The sequence below is a fragment of the Microbispora sp. CL1-1 genome, assembly GCF_012034195.1.
GTDB lineage: Bacteria > Actinomycetota > Actinomycetes > Streptosporangiales > Streptosporangiaceae > Microbispora.
Genome location: NZ_JAATEK010000006.1, coordinates 62,575 through 85,090, shown reverse-complemented (window position 1 = coordinate 85,090; position 22,516 = coordinate 62,575). Strand labels below are relative to the sequence as shown.

Genomic DNA, 22,516 nt, shown 5'->3' with positions numbered 1-22,516 from the left:
CTGCCTTCCAGCCTATCCCCGCAGGTCGGACGGCTCCGTCCCGCCAGGCGGGCCCGGCGGCTCAGCCGGGACCACCCCGCCCGGACGGCGTACGGGCCGGGCCGCTCACCCGGGGCCGCCGTGCTCGAACGGCAGGCGGTGCTGGACGGCGAGCAGCCACGCGATCGACGGCAGCACCAGCAGCGCGCCCGCTCCTGCGACGACGAGAACCGCCGAGATCACCGCCGGTTCGGCCGCCGCCTGCCGGAAGGACACGGCCGGCGGCAGCATGAGCGGATACTGCGCCACCGCCCATCCGCACAGCACGGCGGTCACGGCCAGTGCCGCGGCGCCGCGTACGAGCAGGTAGCGCCGCAGCCACAGCAGCGCGATGGAGGCGACGCCGAGCACGGCGCTGGCCAGCACGAACGGCAGCACGCCGTGGGTGAGGCCGGTGGAGAGCCGGGGGGCGTCGGCGTGCAGCACCCCGATGCCGCCGAGGGCGACCACGCCGGTGACGGCGGCCGCGGCCAGCGCCCTGCGCCGGAAGACCTCGGCCATGCCGGGCAGGCGGGACCGCACGGCGTCGTCGCACAGGTAGACCGCGGCGAGATAGGCGCAGACGGCCACCGCGAGGACGCCCCCCAGCATCGAGGTCGGGTTGACCCACGCGCCCACCAGGTCGCCCCTCGCCAGGCCGGGCGGCACCCGGCCGGACGCGACGGCCCCGGCCACCGTGCCGAGGAAGAACGGCGTGAGCACCGACGACAGTGCGAAGGCCGCGCCGAACAGGCGCTGCTGCCACAGCTCGGTGCTGCTCTTGCGGAACGCGAACGCGGCTCCCCTGCCGATGATCCCGAAGGCGGCCAGCGTAAGGGGGATGTAGAGCGTGGACATCACCGCGGCGAAGACCGCCGGGAAACCGGTCCACAGCATCACGAGCACGAAGATCAGCCAGACGTGGTTGGCCTCCCAGACCGGGCCGAGCGAGTGCTCGATGAGCCGCCGCTGGGGCATGCCGGCCCGGCTGCCCCCGGCCAGCAGGTCCCACAGGCCGCCGCCGAAGTCGGCGCCGCCGAGCAGCGCGTACAGGATCAGGCCGAGCCACATGACGCCGAGCAGGACCTGTGCCGGCTCCATCAGAGCGTCTCCCGTTCCTGCGGCGCGGCCACCGGCCGGGCGCGGAGCATGAGCCGCAGCACATACACGGTCGAGACCGTGAGAACCGTGTAGACGACGACCAGCAGCAGGAGCCCCGCCCACAGGTTGGGCGCGGGGTTGACCGCGTCGGCGGTGCGCAGCCTGCCGTACACGACCCAGGGCTGACGGCCGAGCTCGGTCACCACCCAGCCCGCCTCGACGGCGACGACGGCGAGCACGCCGGAAGCGGCCGCCGGCCACAGGAACAGCCGGGAGCGCGGGATCTCGCGCCGCCGCCACCAGCTGAAGGCGAGCCAGGCCGACAGCAGCAGGAGCAGGACGCCGATGCCGACCATGGCGTCGAAGCACAGGTGGACCGGCGTGACCGGCGGCCGGTCGGCGGGCGGCGTGCGGTCGAGCCCCTGGACGACGGTGTCCGGGCTGTAGCCGACCAGCAGCGACAGTCCGCTGGGGATCTCCAGCGCGTAGCGCATGCGGTCGTCCACGAAGATCCCGCCGAGGCTCAGCGGCGCGTTGGGCCCGGTGCTGGTCAGCCCTTCCATGGCGGCGAGCTTGGTGGGCTGATAATCGGCGAGGAACCGCGCCGCGTAGTCGCCCACCACGATCTGGACGGGCGTCAGCGCTCCCGCGAGGGTGAAGGGCACCAGGAAGCCGAGGCGGTGGTAGCGGTCCCACCGCCCGCGCAGCAGGGCCACGGCATAGACGGACGCGGTGGCGAAGCCCGACACCATGAACGCGGCGACGATCATGTGGATCGTCTGCGGCGGGGTGGCGGGGTTGAACATGGCCGCCCAGGGCGACACGTCCGTGACCCGGCCGCCCTCCAGGCGGAAGCCGCGCGGCTGGTTCATCCACGCGTTGGCCGAGACGACGAAGAACGCCGAGGCCACACCGGCGATCATCACCGGCACCCCGGCCAGCAGGTGGGCTCGGGGCGAGAGCCGGTCCCACGCGTAGAGGTAGATCCCGATGAAGATCGCCTCAAGGAAGAACGCGATGCCCTCCAGCGCGAACGGAAGCCCGATCACCTGGCCGTACGCGCCCATGAGGCCCGGCCACAGCAGGCCCATCTCGAAGCTGAGGATCGTGCCCGACACGGCCCCGACGGCGAACAGGACGGCCACCGTCCTGGCCCAGCGCCGGGCGAGGCGCAGGTAGTCGTCGTCGCCCCTGCGCAGCCCCCGCCATTCGGTGAACAGGAGCAAGGCGGGCATGCCCACTCCCAGGCACGCGACGATGATGTGCCACCCGAGGGACAGCGCCATCTGCGTCCGCGCAGCGGCCAGGTCGGCCCCGCCCGCCGGGCCCGCAGCGGCGATCAGCGTCGCCGCGAGGGCCGGCCGCACCGCCCGCTCCCCGCCGGGAAGCCCCGGCCGGGGCCGAGGTCAGTGGTCATCCCAGTGACCGTCGTGGCGGACGTGGCGGTGCCCGTCGTGGATGTAGTCGACGTGGTCGCCGTGCGGCACGGCCACGTGCCCGCATTCCGGCCCGTGCTCGTGGTCGTGCGCGTCGTGCACGGCGTGCCCGCTCGCCTCGCACTCGTCGACGTGGTTCTCGTGCACCCGGTGCAGGTGGCCGTCGTGGACGTAGTCCACGTGGTCGCCGTGCGGCACCGCGACGTGGCCGCACCCGGCGCCGTGCCGGTGCTCGTGTGCCGCGTGCTGCCGATGCTCGGTCATTGTGCTCATGGGGGGATTCCCCCTCTCCGTGAACCCGCGGACTGGTTGCGTAGGTACCCCCGCACGTCCGCGGGAGGCAGCGCCCCGACCGGCTTTTGCGCAAGCCGAAGCGAGCCTCTACTCCCGTTTGGGCCACGTGCCGTCTCCGCGACGGCCTGCCCGGGGACTTCCCTGGGTGCGACCTGAGACAGAAATCACCTTAGAGCCACATATCCTTGGACGATTCGCTCTCTTGAACTCTTCGTGTTTAGTGCGATAAGTTAGTGACATGATCGCGCCTGGGACTCCGACCACCGCCGAGGACCTGCGGGGGGCCGGCCTGCGGGTGACGGCCGCTCGTGTCGCGCTGCTGGAGACCGTCCGCAGCGGTGACCACCTCGACGTCGAGGCGATCGCCTCCGGGGTCCGCGATCGCGTGGGCCACGTCTCCCTTCAGGCCGTGTACGAGGCCCTTCATGCCCTGACCGCAGCGGGACTCGTCCGTCGCATCGAACCGGCCGGCAGCCCGGCCCGGTACGAGGGTCGCGTCGGCGACAACCATCACCACGTCGTGTGCCGGTCGTGCGGCGTCGTCGCCGACGTCGACTGCGCTACCGGCGAGGCGCCGTGCCTGAACGCGTCCGACGACCACGGCTTCACCATCGACGAGGCCGACGTCATCTACTGGGGCCTGTGCCCCGGCTGTTCCAGCGCTCGCGCTTCCTGAGCCCCATGATCGACTAGTTCCAGAGGATTCCCTTGACCGAGAACCACGACGCAATCGTCACCGATCCGAAAGCGGAGGGTGAAGGCGGCTGCCCGGTCGCGCACACGCGCGCCCCGCACCCGACGCAGGGCAACGCCAACCACCAGTGGTGGCCGGAGCGCCTCAACCTGAAGATCCTTGCCAAGAACCCGGCCGTGGCCAACCCGCTCGGCGAGGACTTCGACTACGCCGAGGCGTTCAAGTCCCTCGACCTCGCGGAGGTCAAGCGGGACATCGCCGAGGTGCTGACGACCTCGCAGGACTGGTGGCCGGCCGACTTCGGCCACTACGGCCCGCTCATGATCCGTATGGCGTGGCACAGCGCGGGCACCTACCGCATCAGCGACGGCCGCGGCGGCGCCGGCTCGGGCCAGCAGCGCTTCGCCCCGCTGAACAGCTGGCCGGACAACGGCAACCTCGACAAGGCGCGCCGCCTGCTGTGGCCGGTCAAGAAGAAGTACGGCAAGAAGATCTCCTGGGCCGACCTGCTGATCCTCGCCGGCAACGTCGCCCTCGAGTCGATGGGCTTCAAGACCTTCGGCTACGCCGGCGGCCGCGTGGACGCCTGGGAGCCCGACGACGACGTCTACTGGGGCCCCGAGACCACCTGGCTCGGCGACGAGCGCTACAGCGGCGACCGTGAGCTGGAGAACCCGCTCGCCGCGGTCCAGATGGGCCTCATCTACGTCAACCCGGAGGGCCCGAACGGCAGGCCCGACCCGATCGCCGCGGCCCGCGACATCCGTGAGACGTTCCGCCGGATGGCGATGAACGACGAGGAGACGGTCGCCCTCATCGCCGGTGGTCACACCTTCGGCAAGACCCATGGCGCGGGCCCGGCCGACAACGTCGGCCCCGACCCCGAGGCCGCCCCGATCGAGCAGCAGGGCCTCGGCTGGAAGAACAGCTACGGCACCGGCAAGGGCGGCGACACGATCACCAGCGGTCTCGAGGTCACCTGGACCTCGACCCCGACCCGGTGGTCCAACAACTTCTTCTGGAACCTGTTCGGCTACGAGTGGGAGCTGACCAAGAGCCCGGCCGGCGCGTGGCAGTGGAAGCCGAAGAACGGCGCCGGTGAGGGCTCGGTTCCCGACGCCCACGACCCGTCGAAGCGGCACGCCCCGGGCATGCTGACGACCGACCTCGCGCTCCGGTTCGACCCGATCTACGAGCAGATCTCGCGGCGCTTCTACGAGAACCCCGACGAGTTCGCGGACGCCTTCGCCCGCGCGTGGTTCAAGCTGACCCACCGCGACCTGGGCCCGGTCACCCGCTACCTCGGCCCGGAGGTCCCGAGCGAGGTGCTGCTGTGGCAGGACCCGCTGCCGGAGCGGACGTACGAGCTCGTCGACGCCGCCGACATCGCGGCCCTCAAGGAGCAGATCCTCGCCACGGGCCTGTCGGTCTCCCAGCTCGTGTCCACCGCGTGGGCGTCGGCCGCGTCCTTCCGCGGCAGCGACAAGCGCGGCGGCGCCAACGGCGCGCGCGTCCGCCTGCAGCCGCAGATCGGCTGGGAGGTCAACGACCCCGACCAGCTCGCGACCGTGCTGCGCGCCCTGGAGGGCGTCCAGCAGTCGTTCAACGCCGCGCAGACCGGCGGCAAGCAGGTCTCCCTCGCCGACGTGATCGTGCTCGCCGGGTGCGCCGCCGTCGAGAAGGCCGCCAAGGACGCCGGTTTCGACGTCGAGGTTCCCTTCACGCCGGGCCGCGTGGACGCGTCGCAGGAGCAGACGGACGTCGAGTCGTTCGCCGCGCTCGAGCCGACCGCCGACGGGTTCCGCAACTACTACGGCAAGGGCAACCGCCTGCCGGCCGAATACCTGCTGATCGACCGGGCCAACCTGCTGAACCTCAGTGCCCCCGAGATGACCGTCCTCGTCGGCGGCCTGCGCGTCCTGGGCGCCAACCACCAGCAGTCCAAGCACGGCGTCTTCACCGAGACGCCGGGGGTCCTGACCAACGACTTCTTCGTCAACCTGCTCGACCTGGGCACGGAGTGGAAGTCGATCTCGGAGGACCAGACCACGTTCGAGGCTCGCGACACCGCCACCGGCGAGGTCAAGTGGACCGGCACCCGGGCCGACCTCGTCTTCGGGGCCAACTCCGAGCTGCGCGCGGTCGCGGAGGTCTACGCGAGCGACGACGCCAAGGAGAAGTTCGTCACGGACTTCGTCCGGGCGTGGGACAAGGTCATGAACCTCGACCGGTTCGACCTGGTCTGAGCCTGACCTGACGTCCGGGCCGGCCCACACGGGCGCCGGCCCGGACGTTCCGCTTTGTCCGGGCGATCGCCCAGGGCTCAGACCGCCACCGGGTAGGTCTCCGGAGGCTCTCCGCGCTCCCAGGCGGCCGTACGCTCCAGGGGCTCCAGCGCGCCGGTCTCGTCGATGTGGATCACCGCGTCGAACTGGTCGGACAGGCGGGCCTGGAAGTAGTGGCTCTGCCGTTCGGTGCGCGGGCGATAGACGACGCCGATGGCGCGTTCGAGCAGCGCCCTGCGCAGCAGGTCCGCCGCGCCGGCCGAACGCCCGAAGCCGACCAGGAACTCCTTGTGCCCGACCTCGTGGAACAGCTCCTCGACCGAGCCGGGCAGCGCCGGGCGCACGTTCTTCCGCTCGGCCGGGCCACCCCAGTCGTCGGCCGCCGTGACCGTGCCGGTGTAGGTGGTGAAGCCGATCAGCCGGCAGTCCGCGAGGCTGTGCTCGCGCACCAGCTGCCCGAGGTTGAGCTCGCCGCGCGCGCCCATCTCCGTGGCCCGCGCGTCGCCGAGGTGGGAGTTGTGCGCCCACACCACGATCTTCGCCGGCTCGCCGCGCTGCCAGCCGAGGTGCTCGGCCAGCGCGAACAGGGTGTCGGCCATGTGCCGGTCACGCAGGTTCCACGAGGACACCCGGCCGCCGAACATCGTGCGGTAGTACCGCTCCGCCGCTGCCACCACCACGGCATTGCGCTCGGCGTGGAAGAACTCGTCCTCGCCGAGCAGCCCCTGCGCCCGCTGGTAGCGCAGCGCGTTGCGCTGGAGGTCCACGAGCTGCTCGATCACCTGCCGCTCGCACGACTCCCCCGCGCCGAAGGCGGCGGCGAAGCCGTACGCCTGACCGTCGTCGCCGTCGTTGTGGTCGAAGCAGGAGTAGCGTTCGCGGGCCCGCGCCGCCGCGGCCGGGTCCACCTTCTCCAGGTAGGCGACGACCTCGTCGGCGGACCGGTGCATGCTGTAGAGGTCGAGCCCGTAGAACCCGGCCCGCTCCCGCTTGCCGAGCCGGTCGTTGTGCTCGCGCAGCCAGCCGACGAACTCCAGCACGTCCGCGTTCCGCCACATCCACGCCGGGAAGCGCTCGAAGCCGCGCAGCGCCTCCTCGGCGGTCGCGTCGTCACCGCGCCCCCGGACATACCGGTTCACCCGGTACGCGTCGGGCCAGTCGGCCTCCACCGCCACGGCGATGAAGCCCTTCTCCTCGATCAGCCGCCGTGTCATCTGGGCGCGCGCGGCGTAGAACTCGTGGGTGCCGTGCGACGCCTCGCCGATCAGCACGAACCGCGCGTCGCCGACGATGTCGAACAGCACCTCGTCCGAGGGGACCCCGTCCCGCACCGGCACGAGCTCCGAGCGCAGCGTCGCGAGGTCGGTGCGGACGAGCGTGGCCCCGGCCCGCGCCGAGGCCGCCGCGCGCAGCAGCCTGCGGGCCTCGTCGTCGCCGGTCTGGGTGAAGTTCCAGTACGACTCCCCCACGGAGAGGAAAGGCATGGGCGTGGTCGCGCAGACGACGTCGTCCACCAGGGCGGCCAGCTCCTCGCAGGTGGACTCGGCCGCGGCGGGCATGGCGACCACGATCCCGGCCGGCCCCCGCTGCCGCACCGCGCGGACGGCCGCGCGCATGCCCACCCCGGCCGCGAGCCCGTCGTCGACCAGGATGACGGTCTTGCCGCGCAGCTCCGCGGCGGGCGTATCGCTCCGGTAGGCCCGCTCCCGCCGCGCCAGCTCGCGGGACTCCCGCTCGGCGACCTGCCGGATGGTGTCGGGCCGGAGGCCGAGCCCGCGGACGACGTCCTCGTCGAGCACGATCACCCCGCCCACGGCGATCGCCCCCATGGCCAGCTCCTCGCAGCCGGGCGTGCCGAGCTTTCGCACCAGGAGCAGGTCGAGCGGGTGGCCCAGGGCGGTCGCCACCTCGTACGCCACCGGGACGCCGCCGCGCGCCAGGCCGAGGACGACGACGTCGGGCAGCCCGCGGTAGTGGCCGAGGAGTCCCGCGAGCACCCGGCCCGCCTCCCGGCGATCCGAAAACAGGCGATCATTCATGAGCCTCGCCTCCCGGGTCGCGCAACCGAATACCCCACTATGAGCAGCGCAAACACGGTTCCCGGCAGCGCCTGCCGGACCGGTTGCCCGACGGCCCGGACGGCCGGGCCTGCCACTCCGCCTGCCGGGGGCCTCGTACGAGGGCCTCGTTCGCGTCCTGCGGGCGATCAGCACATGACGGCGCGGTGGTAGCGGCCGGCGAGGGCACGTACGAGTTCGACCAGTTCCGGCGGCTCTGTCACGGTGAAGTCCATGCCCAGCAGGCCGAGGTTGACGGCGAGTGCCTCGACACTGTCGGCACCGGTGTCCAGCAGGCACCGCGTGTCGTCGACCGGCGTGACAGTGCCGATGGCAGCGTTGATCCGTTCGGCGACCAGCTCGGCCGGGGCGTGCAGGGTGACCTGGGCCCGATACCGCCAGGCTGCCGACGACACTCCCCGCCGCACCTGGTCGACGGGGTCCTCCGGCAGCTCGCGCGGGGCGAACCGGGGACCTGCCGGGGTGCGTGGGCTCATGCGGTCGACCCGGTACGTCCGCCAGTCGGCCCGCGCGACGTCGAAGCCGATGAGGTACCACCGCCGCCCCCAGTTGACCAGCCGGTAGGGCTCGACGTCTCGGCGGCCGGCCGAGCCGTCGTGACTGCGGTAGTCGAACCGCAGCCGCTCACGGTCCCGGCAGGCGGTGGCGATGGCGGTCAGCGTGTCCGCGTCGACCCGCGGGCCGGGCTCGTCCCTGGGCACCGCGACGGCGTACTGCTGGAGGGTGCCGACCCGGCGCCTGAGCCGGGACGGCAACACCTGCTCCAGCTTGGCGAGCGCGCGCAGGGAGGTCTCCTCGACCCCCGTGATGGTGCCCGCGGCGGTCCGAAGCCCGATCGCGACGGCGACCGCCTCCTCGTCGTCGAGCAGCAGCGGCGGCAGGGTGGCGCCGGCGCCGAGCCGGTAGCCGCCCGCGGCGCCCCGGCCGGCGTGCACCGGATAGCCGAGGTTCCGCAGGCGATCCACGTCGTTGCGGACGGTCCGGGTGCTGACCGACAGCCGCTCGGCCAGCTCGGCGCCGGTCCACTCGCGGGGTGTCTGCAGCAGGGAGAGCAGGCGCAGCAGCCGCGCCGAGGTTTCCAACATTCCCCGAAGTCTGCCAGCCAATTAGGAACGAATCTTACCTAATTGGAATCTAGCGTGACGGCCATGACGAACAGCGGGGGCGGCATCACGGAGGACGCCGCCCCCATGACGGCGAGGCCCTGCGGCAAGCAGAGCATTCCAGGTCGTTATGTCAGGACTGTCATCGAATGAAGGGGAAACCCCATGTATCTGGTCGTTGGTGCCACGGCTCACTTCGGACGTCAGGCGGTCGAGGAGCTCGTCTCCACTGGGGCTCCGGTGCGTGCGCTGACCCGGACCCCGGAGAAGGCCGGGCTGCCAGAGGGCGTCGAGGTCGTCCGGGGTGATCTGACCAAGCCCGAGACGTTGCCGGCCGTCGTGCGGGGTGTCGAGGCCGCCTTCCTGGTCCTGCAGTATGGAGCGGACATCGCTCCGCTTCTGGAGGCAGCGCGCGAGGCAGGAGTGCGGCGGGTGGTGTTCCTGTCGTCGGGGGCCGTCGACGACGGGGCCGAGCGGCAGCCCGATGTGATCGCCCGATATCACCGTGACGTCGAGCAGGCCATCGAGACCTCCGGAATCGAGTGGACGTTCCTCCGGCTGCTGTTCCCCGCCATCAACTCGCTGACGTTCGGGATGCAACTGCAGGGCGGCGATATCATCCGCGCGCCGTACACCGAGGCCGCCTTCAGCGCCGTGCACGAGCGGGACGTCGCCGAGGTGGCCGTACGGATCCTGACCGGCGGCGGGCACGCGGGCCGGATCTACGACCTGACCGGCCCCGAGTCGCTGACCCAGGCACAGCAGGTACGCATCCTGGGCGAAACGCTGGGACGCCCGCTGACCGTCGAGGACCTCGATCCCGAGCCCGTGCGAGCGCAGATGAGTCAGTTCATGGACGCCGACTTCCTGGCGGCGCTGTTCGGTCTCATGGCTCGGGCTGTCGGGAAGCCGGCGCCGGTCAACGAAGTCATCGAGCAGATCACCGGGCACCCCGCGCGCACCTACGCCGAGTGGACCACAGATCACAAGGCCGACTTCGGCGGCTGACCGACCAGGGCAGGGGGACGGAGAACCGCCGCCTCCCTGCCCCCGAGAACCGAAAGGGGCCACGATGCCGCCGGTGCTGGAGCGACGCGAACTGGGACGAGCGCTGCTGGCCCGCCAGATGCTGCTGGAACGGGCCGACGCGACGGCCGAGGAGGCGATCGCGCGGCTGGCCGGAATGCAGGCCCAGGCTCCGTACGCGCCTTACTTCGGGCTCTGGACCAGGTTGAAGAGGTTCGGCACCGATGACCTGGCGGACGCGCTGACAGGGCGCCGGCTGGTGCGGGTCGCGCTGATGCGCAGCACCGTCCATCTGGTCACGGCGGCGGACTACCGCTCGTTGCGGACATGGGTCCAGCCTGCGCTCGACCGGGAGCTGGACACCGCGTTCAAGAAGGCCCTGGCCGGTCTGGACCGCGCGGCCGTGGCGGAGGCGGGGCGCGTCCTGCTCGGCGAGCGGCCCCTCACTCCCGGAGAACTCGGGCAGGCGCTGAGCGAGCGGTGGCCCGGCCGCGAGCCCCGCGCGCTCGCCACAGTGGTGCGAAACCTGGTGCCCCTGGTTCAGGTGCCGCCGCGCGCTGTCTGGGGCGTAGGCGGTGCCGCACGGTACGCCACGGCGGCGACCTGGACGGGAGCCGCGCCCGCACCGGTGCCGGACCCCGAACGGATCGTGCTGCGTTACCTCGCCGCGTTCGGCCCGGCGTCGGTCAAGGACGTGCAGACATGGGCGGGTCTGACCCGGCTGCACGCCGTCATGGAGCGGCTGCGGCCACGGCTGGCGGTCTTCCGCGACGAGCATGGGGTGGAGCTGTTCGACCTGCCGGACGCGCCGCGCCCCGGCGCCGACGCCCTCGCGCCGGTTCGCTTCCTGCCCGAGTATGACAACCTGCTGGCCTCCCATGCCGACCGCACCCGCGTGATCTCGGACGAAGCCCGCCGGCGCGTGACGACCCGCAACGGCATGCGCGCGACCTTCCTCGTGGACGGCCAAGTGAGAGGTGCGTGGAAGCTCGACGCGGACAGGACGTCGGCGACTCTGGAAATCGACTCTTTCCTGCCGCTGTCCGCCGCCGAACGCGCCGAGGTCGAGGCGGAAGGCGCCCGGCTTCTGGAGTTCGCCGCGCCCGGAGCCGCACACGATCTACGTCCGACCACCTGATGGCCCGCAGCGCGGGCTGCGAGGAGGTCGTGCTGCGACTGGTCCGCAGCCCGGACACGGCCTGCGCGGCACCGTCTCCCCGCGCATCCCGCTGGGCGCCGCGAACGGAGCACCCGGCGCGGACCGGTGAGACGAGGCCGGCGGCCCGCCTCGTGCCGCCTCAGGCGCGGGCCCGCGGGTCGTCGCCGATGACGTGGGCGGTATGGGTGTCCACGTCGAGGGCGGTGCGGGCGATCACGCCCCCGTCGCCGACCAGGGCGATGTGCAGCCGCCCGCTGGTCCAGCCGTCCGGCAGCACGGCGCGCACCTCGGCGGGCGCGCCGAGCACGAACGGCTTGGCCTCCGCGGCGGGGCCTGGCTCCCCCGGGTGTCCGGGGGTGGCGCCGAAGACCGGGGTCCAGGCGGTGTGCAGGCGGCCTCGTGGTGGCGTTGACGTGGGCCGGGCCCACGCCGGCCAGGTCCTGGGAGAGCACGACCTGCCAGGCGCCCGCCGCCCCCTCTCAGCGGTAGGTGTAGCAGTAGTTCGACTTGCCCTTGAACCGGTGGAACGCCTTCGGGTCGTGGTAGCGCCAGCGGCAGCCCGCGTCGCGCTGGCTCTGGGAGAGATACATGGTGTCGCCCTTGCGCTTGACGCAGTACGCGCCGGGCGTGGGCGTCTCCCGATACTCGACCCACTCCCAGCCGAGGCTCACGCAGTAGTCGGTGAACCGGCCGGGTCCCAGCTCCACTACCCGCTGGGCGGGCGTGGGCGAGGGCTTCGCCTGCTTCTTCTCCACCGGGGACTCCGCGGGGACCGGCGCGGTCGTCTTCGACCGGCGTACTGTCGGCCGTGCGGTGACCGTACGCGTCGGGACCGGCCGGGTGGTGGCCGGCCTGGCCGTGGACCGGCTCACCCGCGGCGGGTGTGAGGCGGCGGGCGACGCGGATCGCGAGACGGCGACGGGCGACGGAACCGCGAGCGCGGACGGGGACGGGCCGCCGCCGGTGTCCGCCGACGCGGGCGGGGGCGTGCCGACCGCCGCCGCTCGCTCCGTCGCGGAGACGCCAGTCCCGGTGAACGGCAGATGCAGGGACGGCAGCAGCGCGACGGTGGCGGCCACCGTGGCCGCCACCGCCACGGCCACGGCGGCGACGACGGCCCGCACCCGCCCACGACTGTTGCTTCCCGGCACCGTGGCAGGTCCCGTGGCAGGTCCCGTGGCAGGTCCCGTGATCGGCCCGGACTGCGCGTCGCCCGTGGCAGGCGGCATCGGCGTGCCCGGCCCGGCGTGCGCGCCGGGCGCGGGCGGGACACCTGGCGCGCCCGGCGTACCCGGCGCGTACGGCGCACCGCCCCCGGCGGGCGAGACCGGCGTGCCCGATCCGGCCGGCGCGGCGGGTGCCCCCGGAACCCCGGGCGCCACCGGCACGGCCGGGGCGTCGTGGCGTGGGCGGACGAGGCGGTCGACGATCTCCCGCGCCGTCGGCCGCCGTGCCGGGTCCTTGGCGAGACAGGCCGTGAGCAGGTCGCGCAGCGGCGACTCGATCCCCTCCAGGTCGGGCTCCTGGTTGAGGATCCGGTTGATGATGGCGGGGATGGCGTCGGCGCCGAACGGCGGACGGCCCATGGCGGCGAACGCGATCGTGGACGCCCAGGCGAACACGTCGAGGGCGAAGCCGAGCTCGCCCGCCGCGAGCTGCTCGGGCGCCATGTAGGCGGGCGTTCCCACGATCTGGCTGGTCATCGTCCGTTAGACACACCAGTCGTTAACGATCAGGTCACACGGGTCTACCAGCGTAAACCCCTGCGGGGACATGATCCGTCTACCGAACACCCCCGAGCACCCGGAGACCTGATGCGCCGCCCCCTCGCCGCCGCCCTGCTTGCGCTCACCGCCGCCGCCTGCACCAGCGAGCAGGCAGACCCTGCCACCGAGCGGACCCGTCTCACCGTCACCCAGCCGGCCGCCGACCACACCATCACGTTCGAGGCCGAAAGCCGCGATGGGGCTTCCTCCCTGGGGACCGTGATCTACAGCGTGGCGTCCACCCCGACCTCGCCGTTCCGGCACCAGCGGAAAGACCGCACAGCGTTGCCGTTCACCGAGACCCTGTCGATCGACGGCGAGGTGCCCAAGGTGACGTTCACGGTGTTCAACGACGGCGCCGCCGCGGAGATGATCTGCCGCATCAAGGTTGACGGGCAGGTGGTGCGGGAGGAGTCGGGGTCCAGCCCGTCCGGGACGTTGTGCACGCTCCCGGCTGGCGGATAGCAGTAGGGCCGCCCCGCTACGGCGAGGCGGCCCTCTGGGTGTTCCGCTACTGGGCGACGCCGTCGAGCTTCGCCACGATCCGGGCGAGCAAGTTCCGGATCTCGATCTGCCCGGCCTTCAACTCCGCCACGTCGTCCCGCATCAACGCGAACGACCGTTCCAGGTTGGTCTGCCCGGCCTTGATGACGCCGATGTCCTCGCGGATCTCGCGGATGTCCGTCTCGACGGTGGAGACGCGGTCCTCGATGTAGGCCATGCCGACCAGCTTGGCAGAAGATCCGGGCGGAGTCCGGGTGGAATCCGCCCGGACTCCGAGGGACCGGAAGTGGACTTCCGCCCGGAAGCACAGTTCCGCCCGAAGGGCCGGAAGCAGGGTTCCGCCCGGAAGTGTGCTTCCGGTCCCTCGGTCAGGCGTCCTCTCGCCTCCGCCGGATCGTGTTGACGATGGCCTTCGGGTGATAGTCCTGCGCAAGCATGCCGTCCGCCATGGACGCTTCGAAGGGGTCGAGATCGTCACCGAAGGCGTCGTAGACGTAGTCGAAGCAATCGTCCTCGTTGGTGAAGTCGTACTTGCGCCGCGATTCGCCAGAATCGCGCCGATCGTGTCGATCGGAATGTTGGTGATCTGTGTGGTTAAAACCTGTGTTGGTTCTCTGTGTTGTTGGGGTTAAGTGAGACAACCACCATTGGTCAAATGACTTAACCTCTGTGGGTTCAATGAGTTGACCAACTGGTTGTGTCATTTGACCCACCGGGAGGCGGAGACGGTTCACGACGCCGAGTCTCACCGCCACATGCCGGGCCACCTCTCCGAGATCATCGATGGATGGCGGCTCCCCCGACTTCGAGTCGGCCATCGGCAGGTGCGCGAGGGACCTCGGAACGCTGAGCTGGTACTTGTCCGCCTTCCTGCCCTCGGAGCCGTACGAGCTCTCGACCCGGAACAGGAACCCCAGCCAGCGGAGGGTTGCCAGAGCGTTGATCACGCTGGGCTTGGAGTTACCGGTGATGACCATCAGGCGCTTCACGCCGGGGAACACGCGGTGCCCGCGCCTGTTGCTGAAAGTGGCCGCCGCGAATCCCACATGCTTCACCGAAGGCTGCACCAGGACGTACCGCCAGGTGTTGAGCCACTCGAAGGATGTGCGCACGGCGTATAGCGCCTTGGCGGGAGGCTCTTCCCTCGGGATCATGCAAGCCTCCGGAGAGGTTCAGGACATCCTCCGGAGGCGTTCGTGAGGACTCCTGGAGGGCTCACTGATTCCTCACGGAGTCCTCCGTGTCGTATCGTTGATGTGCTGCGGTCTTGGACCTGGAAGCCCGCCCCCTGGCCGGGGCGGGCTTTGTCCTTTTCTGGGGGCAACTCAGTCCTCCGATCGGCTGTCCGATCGCATCCGGCTCGCACCACCGATCGGCGGTGCGATGCACAGCAAAGCCGTAGCAACTTGCTAGGGAGCCGGTAGCAAGCGGATGGCAATTTGCTACGGCAGTTCGGTCAACGGCGAACTGCCGTACACGAACCCATCGAACTCGCGGACGACTTCATCAGAGCGCGGGCCGCCTCCCCTAGGGGCGGGTGCGACACCCTTACGGCGGGCGATACGGCGCACATAGGCGTCGGTGAAGGGCGAGTGCCGGACCACGTCGGTGGGCCGCTCCCCGCCCTTCAGCGCGGCGATGACGCAGGCGATGACGGCCTGTCGTGATGCCTCGTGGGCTTTCTCGGTCTCGCGGTAGCGCCGGGTGCTTTCATCGATCGCGGCGAGAAGGTCACTCGAAGGTTCCATGCGAACTAGAGTATCGAACCCGTGTAGCGATCGGTAGCGATCAGGCCTCTTCGGTCGGTATGACCTGCCGGTACGTCAGCTCGAAACGGTTGCCAGCCTTGACGATGACGCTCACCTCGACCGGTCGCGCATCGTCCGAGTAGATGACCCGGAACTGTCGAAGCACAGGGACACCCGGCGGAATGTTGAGACGTTCGATCTCCTCAGCCGTCGCCGCCCGCGTCGAGATGCGATCGGTGAACTCGCGCTCGGGATACCCGAGTTCGGCGAGGACTGCCGGCGCACCCCCTCGAATCTTGGTGCGCCCGGTCAATGCCGTACCCGCCACCAGGCTCAGCGGGTAGTACGACCAGGACAGCTCGACGGGCGTGCCATCACGATCAGTCCGCCGATAACGCAGGACGGCCAGGTCCTCACCAAGCGCCCTCGCCACATCAGCCGGAGGTCGAACCTCGGCAACGTCGAGCAGCTTGTACGTGACGCCGCGGGATGCCGGGTCGTAATAGGCGGCAACGTCCACGACCGCAAGAGGGCTCGCCTTAACGAACACGCCCTTACCTCGATGGCTGTCCAGGAAGCCTTCTTTCTTCAACGCTCTTAGCGCGGCCTGGACAGTCGAGGTAGCCGCACCGAACTGATCCATGAGCTGAGCAGTGCTCGGCAGTTGTGCGCCTGGTTCGAGGTTGCCAGCCATGATCTGAGCGCGCAGCTCGGCTGCGATGAGCAGGTGGGCGGGGACGTCTTCCATGGCGCTCCTTATCGGCGGTTCACTCAGGCACCTTATCCGGCAAGCACCAAGGCCAGATCTTCACCCCCTCACAGAAAGCCTTGTCGGGATTCCGATAAGGCGCTACAGTCATCACATACGAGCCAAGCACAGCGCGGCCCGCCCTAGCCCGTCGTATGTCCGTTTTGGAGGTATGCCCGTGCCCCCGTCCAAGCGCCTGCTGAAGGCCCGCGAGGTGGCGCACCTGTTCGACGTCGAGGTCTCGACCGTCGTGGAGTGGGCGCGCACCGGCAAGATCCCGGCTCTGAAGACGCCGGGTGGCCGCGAGTACCGGTTCCGGCCTTCGGACGTGGAGACGCTGATGTCCGCCACGGCCACGAGCCAGACCGCCTGAAACGCAGCGAGGGCCTGCCGGTGAGCCACCACCAACAGACCCTCTGAACCGCCCGCCCTGCTAGCGACAGGAGAACGATCTGATGTCCCAGAGTAACGCCCGCGCTTTCCGTACGGAGACGCTTGTCCTCACCGAGGACGCCACGCCCGCCGCCTACGTGGCGGAGTTCCTGAACAACCTCACCGAGGGCGAGGAGCGGGCGCAGCTCGCGTTCTTCCGCTCCCCCGAGTTCTCCCTGTTCCTGGCCTGCCGGGAGATCGCCCTGGACCAGGACGACGAGATGGGGGCGGCGTCGTGACGCAGCACACATGCTCCTGCCACAGCCTGCCCCTCGCTGGTGGCCCTGTCCTCTGGTGGTGCCCCGAGACCGGCAGCAGCGTGTACGCCGCTGACCTCCCGACCGAGCGCCCGGCGGTGACCCGATGAAGACCGCCAACCAGTGGCCGGCCGGCGCCAGCAAGCAGAAGCCCGGCAAGCCCATGAACACCTGCAACCGCCCGAAGTGCGGCGCCGTGTACTCCGGCGACTCCCACGTCTGCCGCGACCCGAAGTGAGGACCCGATGAGCCGCTCCGACGACCACGACTGCGCCCTCCCCGACCTGGTCGAGGCGCTCCGGCAGAACTTCGGCGACGACGCCGTGCCCGGCCTGCTGGACGCCCTCTGGGACGACGTGGACGACGACAGCACCGAGGAGACCCGATGAGGTGCGAAGGCTGCGGACGCGGAGACGGGGCGCACTGCCGCGGCTGCGGCGTCTGCAACCCCGCCGACGAGTCCCAGCACGAGACGACATGCCCCACCCTCGCCCGCCGGGTCGAGCGGGAGCAGCGCGAGGCGGCGAGGTTCGAACGGCGAATGCGTGACCAGGGATGGAGGTAGACAGGTGACCGCCCCCGCGACGTTCGCCGCCGTGTTCGCGGCCCTGTACGCCGCCCACTCGGTGGGTGACATCTGGGTGCAGACCCACGCCGACGCCTGCGCGAAGGGCAACCCGGGCTGGGAGGGGCGGGCCGCCTGCGCCCGGCACGTCGCCACGCTGACCCTGACCAAAACCGCCTCCCTGGCCCTGGTTGTCATCGCGGCCGGGCTGACCCTGCACCTGCTGCCGCTGCTCGCCGGGCTGGCCATGGACGCCGCCTCGCACTACTGGGCCGACCGCAGGGTCACCCTGCAGCGGCTCGCCGACCGGTTGGGCAAGGCCGAGTTCTACCGCCTCGGTGCCGGCCACCTCGGGTCCGGCGCGCACGCCCTCGACCAGTCCTGGCACGTGGGCTGGCTGTTCATCACCGCACTGATCATCACCCTCTAACCGAGCGAAGGAGGTGCCCACTATGACCGTCACCATCACCGACCCCGCAGGCCTGTTCGCCGAGCTCGCCCGCCTGAACCTCCCCAACGGGAACTACGTGGTGTGCGGCTCCGCCGCCCTGTACGTTCGCGGGTTGCGCACCCGCATGGGCGACCTCGACGTCCTCACCCGCGGCGCCGCCTGGAAGGTCGCCATCTCGTTGGCCATGCCGGAACCGGCCCTGTCAGGGCACGGCTGGCGGGTCAACCACCCCACTCACGCAATCGAGTTCGTCGACCGGTGGACCCCCGGCTGGTGTACCGACCACCTCATCGACACCGCCGACCGGATCGACGGCATCCCGTTCATGCGCCTGGGTGACGTCCTGGCGTGGAAGGAAGCCGCCCGCCGCCCCAAGGACATCGCTGACATCGCGGCGATCCGCCGCCTGCACCGGTTGTGGGCGGGCGGAGTACGGGGCGAGGCCCTCACTTGTTGACGGTCCTCGGGCCGGGGTCCCGGATCCCCGGCCCGAGAACCACCCCTCATCACAACACCTGACCACCCAGAAGGAGACCGAGATGCAGTACATGCGCTGGATCAAGTGGGCGGCGATCGCGTTCGCCGCGTTCTACCTGTTCACCCGCCCCACCAACGCCGCTGACGCCGTTCGTGGCGCGGTCGGCACGGTGCAGACCGGTGCGGAGCGCGCGGCGACGTTCGTGAGCGCCGTCGTCAAGTGACCCACCCAGTCCGACCGGAGGCGGTGACGCCAGCCGGGGCCCGGGATGCGAACACCGGACGGACACGTAACGCCCGACCAACTTGATCAGGAGTGACACCAATGCTTACCCCGACCGAAGCCGCCGACCTCAGGTGGCTCCTCATCTGGTTCGGCGACTGCGTGGACGCGCCCGACCCGGACGCCTGGCACCCCGACGAGCCCCGCAAGGGCGGCGCCGAATCGCAGGAGGCGTACGAGACCCGCAAGGCGGCATACGAGTACGTCGCGGCGGACCTGTGCGCCGAATGCCCCGTCAAGACCGAGTGCCTCACCTTGGCCCTGGACGAGGAGGTCGACCTGCCCCGCTCGTGGATCCACGGCGTGCGTGGCGGTCTCGCCCCCTGGCAGCGGTACCAGAAGCTGCGGACCATCCGCCGGCACGCCCGCCAGGAGGTGGCGTGATGGACACCCTGCTCAATCTGCTGACCATCGTCCCCACTTTCGCATGGTGGACCGGAGGCGCTGTCCTCGCCGCAGGACTGATCCTCGCGATCCTCCGCCCCGCCATACGGTCCCTGCGGACTGCGAACCCCGCCGACCTGTTGACCTACCTCGCCGCGGGCATCGCGACCGGCGTGTCCATGTCCGGCATGTGGCACTTCTTCGAGAAGGTGTTCCCCGCCGTCACCGTCGAGTTCCGGGTCGCGCTGTTCGCGTTCATCGAGATCGCCGTATTGGCGTCCGCGGTCCGGGCCCGACGCAACATGCGGGACCACCACTCCGCCGGCATCGACGGCACCGCCGTGTGGGTCCTCACCTCCCTGTCGGCGGTCCTGTCGAGTCTGGAAGCCGAGTCGCTCGCCGAGTTCGTGTTCCGCCTCACCGCCCCCTTGGTGGCGGCGTGGCTGTGGGAACGCGGCATGAGCATCGAGCGGCGCCGCCTCACCGGGAAGAAGCGCATCAACTGGCGCATCACCCCCGAACGAATCCTCGTCCGGCTGGGCCTGGCCGAGTCGTCCGACCGCACCGCGTCCGACGTCGACGCGCACCGCCGCCTCACAAGGGTCGCGAAGGCCGCCAAGCGCGCCCGAATGCTGGAGCAGTCCGGCGCCCGCAAGGGCAAGCTGACCCGCGCCCTCGCCCGGTTGGACCGGGCCGTCGAGCGTGCCGTCGAACACGCCGCCCTCGCCTCCGACGAAGCCAGGATGCGGCAGATGCTCGACCAGATCGGCGCCGTGTTCTCCGCCGGCGACCTCCGTACCATGCCCGCGGTCGCCCCCTGGGCGGCCCTCGACCACCCGCTCACCGCCGCGGCGGGTACCGGTACCCGCCTGGGTACCCCCACCCCCGGCGACGACCCCACCGACGAGGCCGAGGTACCCGGGGTACCCGCGGAGCAGCCTGCGCCTTCGCTGCCCAACGGACCCGTACCCGACCCGCTGTACCCGGTCGCTGCGAACAGGTACGCCGACGAGCTTTCCGAGGGCCGCGTGCCCGGCGTGAAGCGCATCAAGGCCGACCTCCGGGTCGGTCAGCCGAAGGCGGACCGTATCCAGTCGTACCTCGAAGACCTCGTCCGGATCTGGCCGCCCGCGGTGCGCCACGACGCCCCGAAGGCGCCGTCAGCGACCTTCCAGGAGCCCGTGAACGGGCACCACACCCCGCTCGCTGACGACCTCGACCTGACGGAGGTGTCCTGATGCTCTCCTACCTGGCCCCGATCCTCGTGGTGCTGCTGCTCGCGGTGTGCTCCCTGCACGAGGTCGAGGACAACGCCCGCACCCCCGCCGAGATGGTCGCCGCCGCCCGCCGCGCCGGGTTCCTCCGCACCACAGCCGCCCTCGGATGGGGCGCGGTCATGGTGGCCCTGCTCATCACCACGTCGATCCTGCTCGCCGTCACCGCCCACGTCGGCTCTCTGGGAGGTATCCGATGACCAGGCCGTTCCGGTTGATCCCCGGCGGCGAGGAGCGCCCGAAGGTCGAACTCCTCCCCGAAGAGGACGACGACGAGCTCACCGAAGAGGAGGCGCAGCGGCTGCCTGTTCGCCGGCCGGAGGACGCCCCGCCGCTGCCCGTCCCCGACGACGAGCGCGACGAGGTGGAGCAGTACGTCTACGAGGGCGAGGTCGTAGACGAACCGAACACCCCGCCTGTGCGGATGCTCCCGGCGCCGATCCGCGGGAAGGTCATCGCCGTCCGCCCCTCCCCCGGGACGGTGAAGGCCGCCCGCGTGACCGCCCACGTGGCCGTTACCGCAGGTCAGGGCTGGCACTCGTGGCAGGTCCGCGCCTGGGACGGCCTCACGTTGGGTGTGTACCGGCGGGCGATCCGCCAGGCCGAAGCGATCGGCGACCGCGAGGCACTCGCGGAGTGGGTCGACCGGATGGAGAAGGCCAAGCACCAGCGGCACGACCGGCTGATGGAGCTGCCGATCCTCGCCATGAACATCGCGAAGGTCCTCGGGATCAGCATCATCGGCGCGCTGATGCTGCTGCTCGCCCTGTCCACCGCCGTGTGGGCGACCGGTGTCGGCGACTTCCCGACTGTGTGGCACATCGCCGGCAACGTCATCAAGGCCCTGTTGACGCTGGTCAAGTGGCTGTGGCCGGTCCTGCCGGTGGCGCTCGTGGTGTCCGCGTTCCGGGAGGGTAAGCGCCGCGGAACCCCCGTGGGCTGGCTGATCGCCGACAAGGACGAAGTCAAGGACCGCGATCTCATCCCCGACGAAGGGGCCATCCTCAACGCGCTGCGTGAGCTGGGGATTTCCAAGCTCGACCGCGCTTTCAAGGAGGGGTGGCGGCCCCGGTTCGTCCTGCCGACCGAGCGGGACGGCAAGGGCTACCACACGCAGTTGGAGCTGCCCCCGGCCGTGACCGTCGAGATGATCAACGACAAGAAGAAGCTCCTCGCGCACAACCTCGTCCGGTTCCCCGTCGAGGTGTGGGCCACCGAACCCCGCGACCTGCCCGGTGTGCTGGACCTGTGGGTCGCCGACCAGGGATCCCTATCCGGCCCGGTCGAGCCGTGGCCGCTGCTCAACGACGGCACCGCCGACTACTTCAAGGGCGTCCCCGTCGCAGTGGACATCCGCGGCCGGCGGGTCAACGGGCGGCTGTTCGAGGCGAACTACGTCATCGCCGGAATGATGGGCTCCGGCAAGTCGTCCCTCATCATCACGCTGCTGCTCGGGGCGATGCTCGACCCGCTGGTCGACATCGACGTGTTCGTCATGGCGGACAACGCCGACTACGACCCGATGCGGCCCCGCTTGCGGACGCTCATGACCGGAGCCGGGGACGACGTGGCGGAGGCGTGCCTGAACAACCTGCGGGACCTGTACGCCGACCTGACCGTCCGCGGTAAGGCGTTGAAGGAGCACGGCGCCCGTGCGGTGACTCGGGAGCTCGCCGAGAAGGACGCCCGGCTCCGCCCGCGGATCGCCGTCATCGATGAGTGCCAGGCGCTGTTCCTGCACGAAACCCTCCGCAAGGAGGCCATCGAGACGTGCGTGAAGCTGGAGAACGCCGCCCGCAAGTACGCCATCACGCTGGTGTACGCGACGCCGGAACCGTCGTCGGACTCCCTGCCGCGGCGTCTGATCGCGGTGACGTCGAACCGGGCGTGCTTCGCCATCGGTGACCAGCTGTCCAACGACGCGGTGCTGGGCACCGGCTCCTACAAGGCGGGTATCTCCGCCGTGGGGCTGGAGCCGAAGACCGACGAAGGGCCTGGCGACGTCGGCACGTTCATGGCCCGTGGGTTCACCCCGAAGCCTGGCCTGCTGCGCGGTCATTTCGTGTCGCAGGCGCAGGCCGGGCCGGTGGTCGAGCGGGCGATGCGGATCCGGGAGAAGGCCGGCATCGGCCCGAGCGGCAGGCCCGCACCGACCCCGGGCCGGGACCTTCTCGATGACCTGGACGAGGTCCTCGGCGCCGATCGGGTGCGCGTGGCTGACATCCCTCCGAGGCTGCGGGAGCTCGCCCCGAGCTGGCGCCCGTACGAGTCCCTTCGTGGCACGGATCTGCGGGACATCCTGACGCGGGAGTACGGGGTGCGGGTCACGAACAAGGCCAACATCCTGTGGCTCGACCCGGCCGAGGTGCGGAGCGTGAAGGCGTCCCGAGAGGCGGGTGAGTGAGGTGGTGCCGCACCCCGCGAAACCCCTTC

General features: G+C 70.7%; 28 protein-coding genes. 17 read left to right on the top strand and 11 right to left on the bottom strand.

Features of this window, described 5'->3' with window-relative positions; genetic code table 11:
• Positions 1–105 precede the first annotated feature (105 nt).
• The 3 genes from HCK04_RS09870 to HCK04_RS09860 are packed head-to-tail and all read right to left on the bottom strand — an operon-like array spanning position 106 to position 2,828.
• Positions 106–1,119: a cytochrome d ubiquinol oxidase subunit II gene (locus tag HCK04_RS09870; protein ID WP_142646874.1), complete on the bottom strand. Its 1,014-nt coding sequence runs from the start codon at positions 1,117–1,119 to the stop codon at positions 106–108.
• Entirely contained in the window at positions 1,119–2,486 is a 1,368-nt protein-coding gene (locus tag HCK04_RS09865) for a cytochrome ubiquinol oxidase subunit I (RefSeq protein WP_260617180.1), read from the bottom strand. Before HCK04_RS09865 ends, HCK04_RS09870 begins: the two co-directional genes overlap by 1 nt.
• 39 nt (positions 2,487–2,525) lie before the next feature.
• Positions 2,526–2,828: a hypothetical protein gene (locus HCK04_RS09860; RefSeq protein ID WP_142646873.1), complete on the bottom strand. Its 303-nt coding sequence runs from the start codon at positions 2,826–2,828 to the stop codon at positions 2,526–2,528.
• A gap of 259 nt (positions 2,829–3,087) precedes the next feature.
• Between HCK04_RS09860 and HCK04_RS09855 the strand changes: the two genes are divergently transcribed.
• Together HCK04_RS09855 and katG are read left to right on the top strand one after the other, a co-directional pair.
• Entirely contained in the window at positions 3,088–3,525 is a 438-nt protein-coding gene (locus HCK04_RS09855) for a Fur family transcriptional regulator (protein ID WP_142646872.1), read from the top strand.
• 32 nt (positions 3,526–3,557) lie between these two features.
• On the top strand, positions 3,558–5,789 hold the full coding sequence (katG, locus tag HCK04_RS09850) for a catalase/peroxidase HPI (RefSeq protein ID WP_142646871.1): 2,232 nt from the start codon (positions 3,558–3,560) through the stop codon (positions 5,787–5,789).
• A gap of 77 nt (positions 5,790–5,866) precedes the next feature.
• Here katG and HCK04_RS09845 read toward each other — a convergent pair whose 3' ends face one another.
• Both HCK04_RS09845 and HCK04_RS09840 read right to left on the bottom strand, forming a co-directional pair.
• A complete protein-coding gene (locus HCK04_RS09845) occupies positions 5,867–7,867 on the bottom strand; it encodes an erythromycin esterase family protein (RefSeq protein ID WP_142646870.1) in 2,001 nt (666 codons plus the stop codon).
• 167 nt (positions 7,868–8,034) lie between these two features.
• Complete coding sequence (locus HCK04_RS09840; protein ID WP_142646869.1) at positions 8,035–8,991, bottom strand: WYL domain-containing protein; 957 nt, start codon at positions 8,989–8,991, stop codon at positions 8,035–8,037.
• A 183-nt stretch (positions 8,992–9,174) separates the two neighbouring features.
• Between HCK04_RS09840 and HCK04_RS09835 the strand changes: the two genes are divergently transcribed.
• Both HCK04_RS09835 and HCK04_RS09830 read left to right on the top strand, forming a co-directional pair.
• Complete coding sequence (locus HCK04_RS09835; protein ID WP_142646868.1) at positions 9,175–10,017, top strand: NAD(P)H-binding protein; 843 nt, start codon at positions 9,175–9,177, stop codon at positions 10,015–10,017.
• A 64-nt stretch (positions 10,018–10,081) separates the two neighbouring features.
• Positions 10,082–11,173, top strand: coding sequence for a winged helix DNA-binding domain-containing protein (locus HCK04_RS09830; protein WP_142646867.1), 1,092 nt, complete (start codon positions 10,082–10,084; stop codon positions 11,171–11,173).
• A 160-nt stretch (positions 11,174–11,333) separates the two neighbouring features.
• Here HCK04_RS09830 and HCK04_RS09825 read toward each other — a convergent pair whose 3' ends face one another.
• Both HCK04_RS09825 and HCK04_RS09820 read right to left on the bottom strand, forming a co-directional pair.
• Positions 11,334–11,501: a hypothetical protein gene (locus HCK04_RS09825; protein WP_185948948.1), complete on the bottom strand. Its 168-nt coding sequence runs from the start codon at positions 11,499–11,501 to the stop codon at positions 11,334–11,336.
• 172 nt (positions 11,502–11,673) lie between these two features.
• Positions 11,674–12,897 (bottom strand): hypothetical protein, encoded by a 1,224-nt coding sequence (locus HCK04_RS09820; RefSeq protein WP_142646866.1) that lies wholly within the window; start codon positions 12,895–12,897, stop codon positions 11,674–11,676.
• Between the two features lie 111 nt (positions 12,898–13,008).
• Here HCK04_RS09820 and HCK04_RS09815 point away from each other — a divergent pair, with 111 nt between their 5' ends.
• A complete protein-coding gene (locus HCK04_RS09815; RefSeq protein WP_142646865.1) occupies positions 13,009–13,425 on the top strand; it encodes a hypothetical protein in 417 nt (138 codons plus the stop codon).
• Positions 13,426–13,471: 46 nt separating this feature from the next.
• Here HCK04_RS09815 and HCK04_RS09810 read toward each other — a convergent pair whose 3' ends face one another.
• From HCK04_RS09810 to HCK04_RS09795, 4 genes are all read right to left on the bottom strand, one after another.
• Positions 13,472–13,681, bottom strand: a complete 210-nt coding sequence (locus HCK04_RS09810; RefSeq protein ID WP_142646864.1) for a hypothetical protein — start codon at positions 13,679–13,681, stop codon at positions 13,472–13,474.
• Between the two features lie 151 nt (positions 13,682–13,832).
• Positions 13,833–14,618, bottom strand: a complete 786-nt coding sequence (locus tag HCK04_RS09805) for a hypothetical protein (RefSeq protein ID WP_142646863.1) — start codon at positions 14,616–14,618, stop codon at positions 13,833–13,835.
• 288 nt (positions 14,619–14,906) lie between these two features.
• Positions 14,907–15,212, bottom strand: coding sequence for a hypothetical protein (locus HCK04_RS09800; RefSeq protein ID WP_142646862.1), 306 nt, complete (start codon positions 15,210–15,212; stop codon positions 14,907–14,909).
• Positions 15,213–15,252: 40 nt separating this feature from the next.
• Entirely contained in the window at positions 15,253–15,960 is a 708-nt protein-coding gene (locus HCK04_RS09795; protein WP_142646861.1) for a GntR family transcriptional regulator, read from the bottom strand.
• Positions 15,961–16,138: 178 nt separating this feature from the next.
• Here HCK04_RS09795 and HCK04_RS09790 point away from each other — a divergent pair, with 178 nt between their 5' ends.
• The 12 genes from HCK04_RS09790 to HCK04_RS09740 all read left to right on the top strand — a co-directional run bounded on the left by HCK04_RS09790 (position 16,139) and on the right by HCK04_RS09740 (position 22,487).
• Positions 16,139–16,333: a helix-turn-helix domain-containing protein gene (locus HCK04_RS09790; protein ID WP_260617179.1), complete on the top strand. Its 195-nt coding sequence runs from the start codon at positions 16,139–16,141 to the stop codon at positions 16,331–16,333.
• Between the two features lie 82 nt (positions 16,334–16,415).
• The gene (locus HCK04_RS09785) at positions 16,416–16,631 is read left to right on the top strand and encodes a hypothetical protein (RefSeq protein WP_142646859.1); all 216 of its coding nucleotides are present in this window, start codon (positions 16,416–16,418) and stop codon (positions 16,629–16,631) included.
• A 124-nt stretch (positions 16,632–16,755) separates the two neighbouring features.
• Positions 16,756–16,887 (top strand): hypothetical protein, encoded by a 132-nt coding sequence (locus tag HCK04_RS43475; RefSeq protein ID WP_260617178.1) that lies wholly within the window; start codon positions 16,756–16,758, stop codon positions 16,885–16,887.
• Positions 16,888–16,894: 7 nt separating this feature from the next.
• Positions 16,895–17,038, top strand: coding sequence for a hypothetical protein (locus HCK04_RS09780; RefSeq protein WP_168065784.1), 144 nt, complete (start codon positions 16,895–16,897; stop codon positions 17,036–17,038).
• Positions 17,035–17,214, top strand: a complete 180-nt coding sequence (locus tag HCK04_RS09775; RefSeq protein ID WP_142646858.1) for a hypothetical protein — start codon at positions 17,035–17,037, stop codon at positions 17,212–17,214. The genes HCK04_RS09780 and HCK04_RS09775 overlap by 4 nt, the downstream gene beginning before the upstream one ends.
• Before the next feature lie 4 nt (positions 17,215–17,218).
• Positions 17,219–17,644 (top strand): transcriptional regulator, encoded by a 426-nt coding sequence (locus tag HCK04_RS09770; RefSeq protein WP_142646857.1) that lies wholly within the window; start codon positions 17,219–17,221, stop codon positions 17,642–17,644.
• A 22-nt stretch (positions 17,645–17,666) separates the two neighbouring features.
• Positions 17,667–18,122, top strand: coding sequence for a hypothetical protein (locus tag HCK04_RS09765; protein ID WP_142646856.1), 456 nt, complete (start codon positions 17,667–17,669; stop codon positions 18,120–18,122).
• 82 nt (positions 18,123–18,204) lie between these two features.
• Complete coding sequence (locus tag HCK04_RS09760; RefSeq protein WP_168065782.1) at positions 18,205–18,366, top strand: hypothetical protein; 162 nt, start codon at positions 18,205–18,207, stop codon at positions 18,364–18,366.
• 101 nt (positions 18,367–18,467) lie between these two features.
• Positions 18,468–18,809 (top strand): WhiB family transcriptional regulator, encoded by a 342-nt coding sequence (locus HCK04_RS09755; RefSeq protein ID WP_142646855.1) that lies wholly within the window; start codon positions 18,468–18,470, stop codon positions 18,807–18,809.
• Positions 18,809–20,047, top strand: coding sequence for a hypothetical protein (locus HCK04_RS09750; protein WP_142646854.1), 1,239 nt, complete (start codon positions 18,809–18,811; stop codon positions 20,045–20,047). The genes HCK04_RS09755 and HCK04_RS09750 overlap by 1 nt, the downstream gene beginning before the upstream one ends.
• Entirely contained in the window at positions 20,047–20,283 is a 237-nt protein-coding gene (locus HCK04_RS09745; RefSeq protein WP_142646853.1) for a hypothetical protein, read from the top strand. Before HCK04_RS09750 ends, HCK04_RS09745 begins: the two co-directional genes overlap by 1 nt.
• Positions 20,280–22,487 carry a hypothetical protein gene (locus HCK04_RS09740; protein WP_142646852.1) on the top strand — a complete coding sequence of 736 codons (2,208 nt, stop codon included), beginning with the start codon at positions 20,280–20,282 and terminating at the stop codon, positions 22,485–22,487. Before HCK04_RS09745 ends, HCK04_RS09740 begins: the two co-directional genes overlap by 4 nt.
• Positions 22,488–22,516: the final 29 nt, after the last annotated feature.

What these genes read in the sequence shown, in the direction of transcription:
- HCK04_RS09870 (WP_142646874.1), bottom strand. Translation starts at nt 1,119, where the DNA reads ATGGAGCCGGCACAGGTCCTGCTCGGCGTCATGTGGCTCGGCCTGATC.
- HCK04_RS09860 (WP_142646873.1), bottom strand. Translation starts at nt 2,828, where the DNA reads ATGAGCACAATGACCGAGCATCGGCAGCACGCGGCACACGAGCACCGG.
- HCK04_RS09855 (WP_142646872.1), top strand. Translation starts at nt 3,088, where the DNA reads ATGATCGCGCCTGGGACTCCGACCACCGCCGAGGACCTGCGGGGGGCC.
- HCK04_RS09845 (WP_142646870.1), bottom strand. Translation starts at nt 7,867, where the DNA reads ATGAATGATCGCCTGTTTTCGGATCGCCGGGAGGCGGGCCGGGTGCTC.
- HCK04_RS09840 (WP_142646869.1), bottom strand. Translation starts at nt 8,991, where the DNA reads ATGTTGGAAACCTCGGCGCGGCTGCTGCGCCTGCTCTCCCTGCTGCAG.
- HCK04_RS09835 (WP_142646868.1), top strand. Translation starts at nt 9,175, where the DNA reads ATGTATCTGGTCGTTGGTGCCACGGCTCACTTCGGACGTCAGGCGGTC.
- HCK04_RS09830 (WP_142646867.1), top strand. Translation starts at nt 10,082, where the DNA reads ATGCCGCCGGTGCTGGAGCGACGCGAACTGGGACGAGCGCTGCTGGCC.
- HCK04_RS09820 (WP_142646866.1), bottom strand. Translation starts at nt 12,897, where the DNA reads ATGACCAGCCAGATCGTGGGAACGCCCGCCTACATGGCGCCCGAGCAG.
- HCK04_RS09815 (WP_142646865.1), top strand. Translation starts at nt 13,009, where the DNA reads ATGCGCCGCCCCCTCGCCGCCGCCCTGCTTGCGCTCACCGCCGCCGCC.
- HCK04_RS09810 (WP_142646864.1), bottom strand. Translation starts at nt 13,681, where the DNA reads ATGGCCTACATCGAGGACCGCGTCTCCACCGTCGAGACGGACATCCGC.
- HCK04_RS09805 (WP_142646863.1), bottom strand. Translation starts at nt 14,618, where the DNA reads ATGATCCCGAGGGAAGAGCCTCCCGCCAAGGCGCTATACGCCGTGCGC.
- HCK04_RS09800 (WP_142646862.1), bottom strand. Translation starts at nt 15,212, where the DNA reads ATGGAACCTTCGAGTGACCTTCTCGCCGCGATCGATGAAAGCACCCGG.
- HCK04_RS09795 (WP_142646861.1), bottom strand. Translation starts at nt 15,960, where the DNA reads ATGGAAGACGTCCCCGCCCACCTGCTCATCGCAGCCGAGCTGCGCGCT.
- HCK04_RS09785 (WP_142646859.1), top strand. Translation starts at nt 16,416, where the DNA reads ATGTCCCAGAGTAACGCCCGCGCTTTCCGTACGGAGACGCTTGTCCTC.
- HCK04_RS43475 (WP_260617178.1), top strand. Translation starts at nt 16,756, where the DNA reads ATGAAGACCGCCAACCAGTGGCCGGCCGGCGCCAGCAAGCAGAAGCCC.
- HCK04_RS09780 (WP_168065784.1), top strand. Translation starts at nt 16,895, where the DNA reads ATGAGCCGCTCCGACGACCACGACTGCGCCCTCCCCGACCTGGTCGAG.
- HCK04_RS09775 (WP_142646858.1), top strand. Translation starts at nt 17,035, where the DNA reads ATGAGGTGCGAAGGCTGCGGACGCGGAGACGGGGCGCACTGCCGCGGC.
- HCK04_RS09765 (WP_142646856.1), top strand. Translation starts at nt 17,667, where the DNA reads ATGACCGTCACCATCACCGACCCCGCAGGCCTGTTCGCCGAGCTCGCC.
- HCK04_RS09760 (WP_168065782.1), top strand. Translation starts at nt 18,205, where the DNA reads ATGCAGTACATGCGCTGGATCAAGTGGGCGGCGATCGCGTTCGCCGCG.
- HCK04_RS09755 (WP_142646855.1), top strand. Translation starts at nt 18,468, where the DNA reads ATGCTTACCCCGACCGAAGCCGCCGACCTCAGGTGGCTCCTCATCTGG.
- HCK04_RS09750 (WP_142646854.1), top strand. Translation starts at nt 18,809, where the DNA reads ATGGACACCCTGCTCAATCTGCTGACCATCGTCCCCACTTTCGCATGG.
- HCK04_RS09745 (WP_142646853.1), top strand. Translation starts at nt 20,047, where the DNA reads ATGCTCTCCTACCTGGCCCCGATCCTCGTGGTGCTGCTGCTCGCGGTG.
- HCK04_RS09740 (WP_142646852.1), top strand. Translation starts at nt 20,280, where the DNA reads ATGACCAGGCCGTTCCGGTTGATCCCCGGCGGCGAGGAGCGCCCGAAG.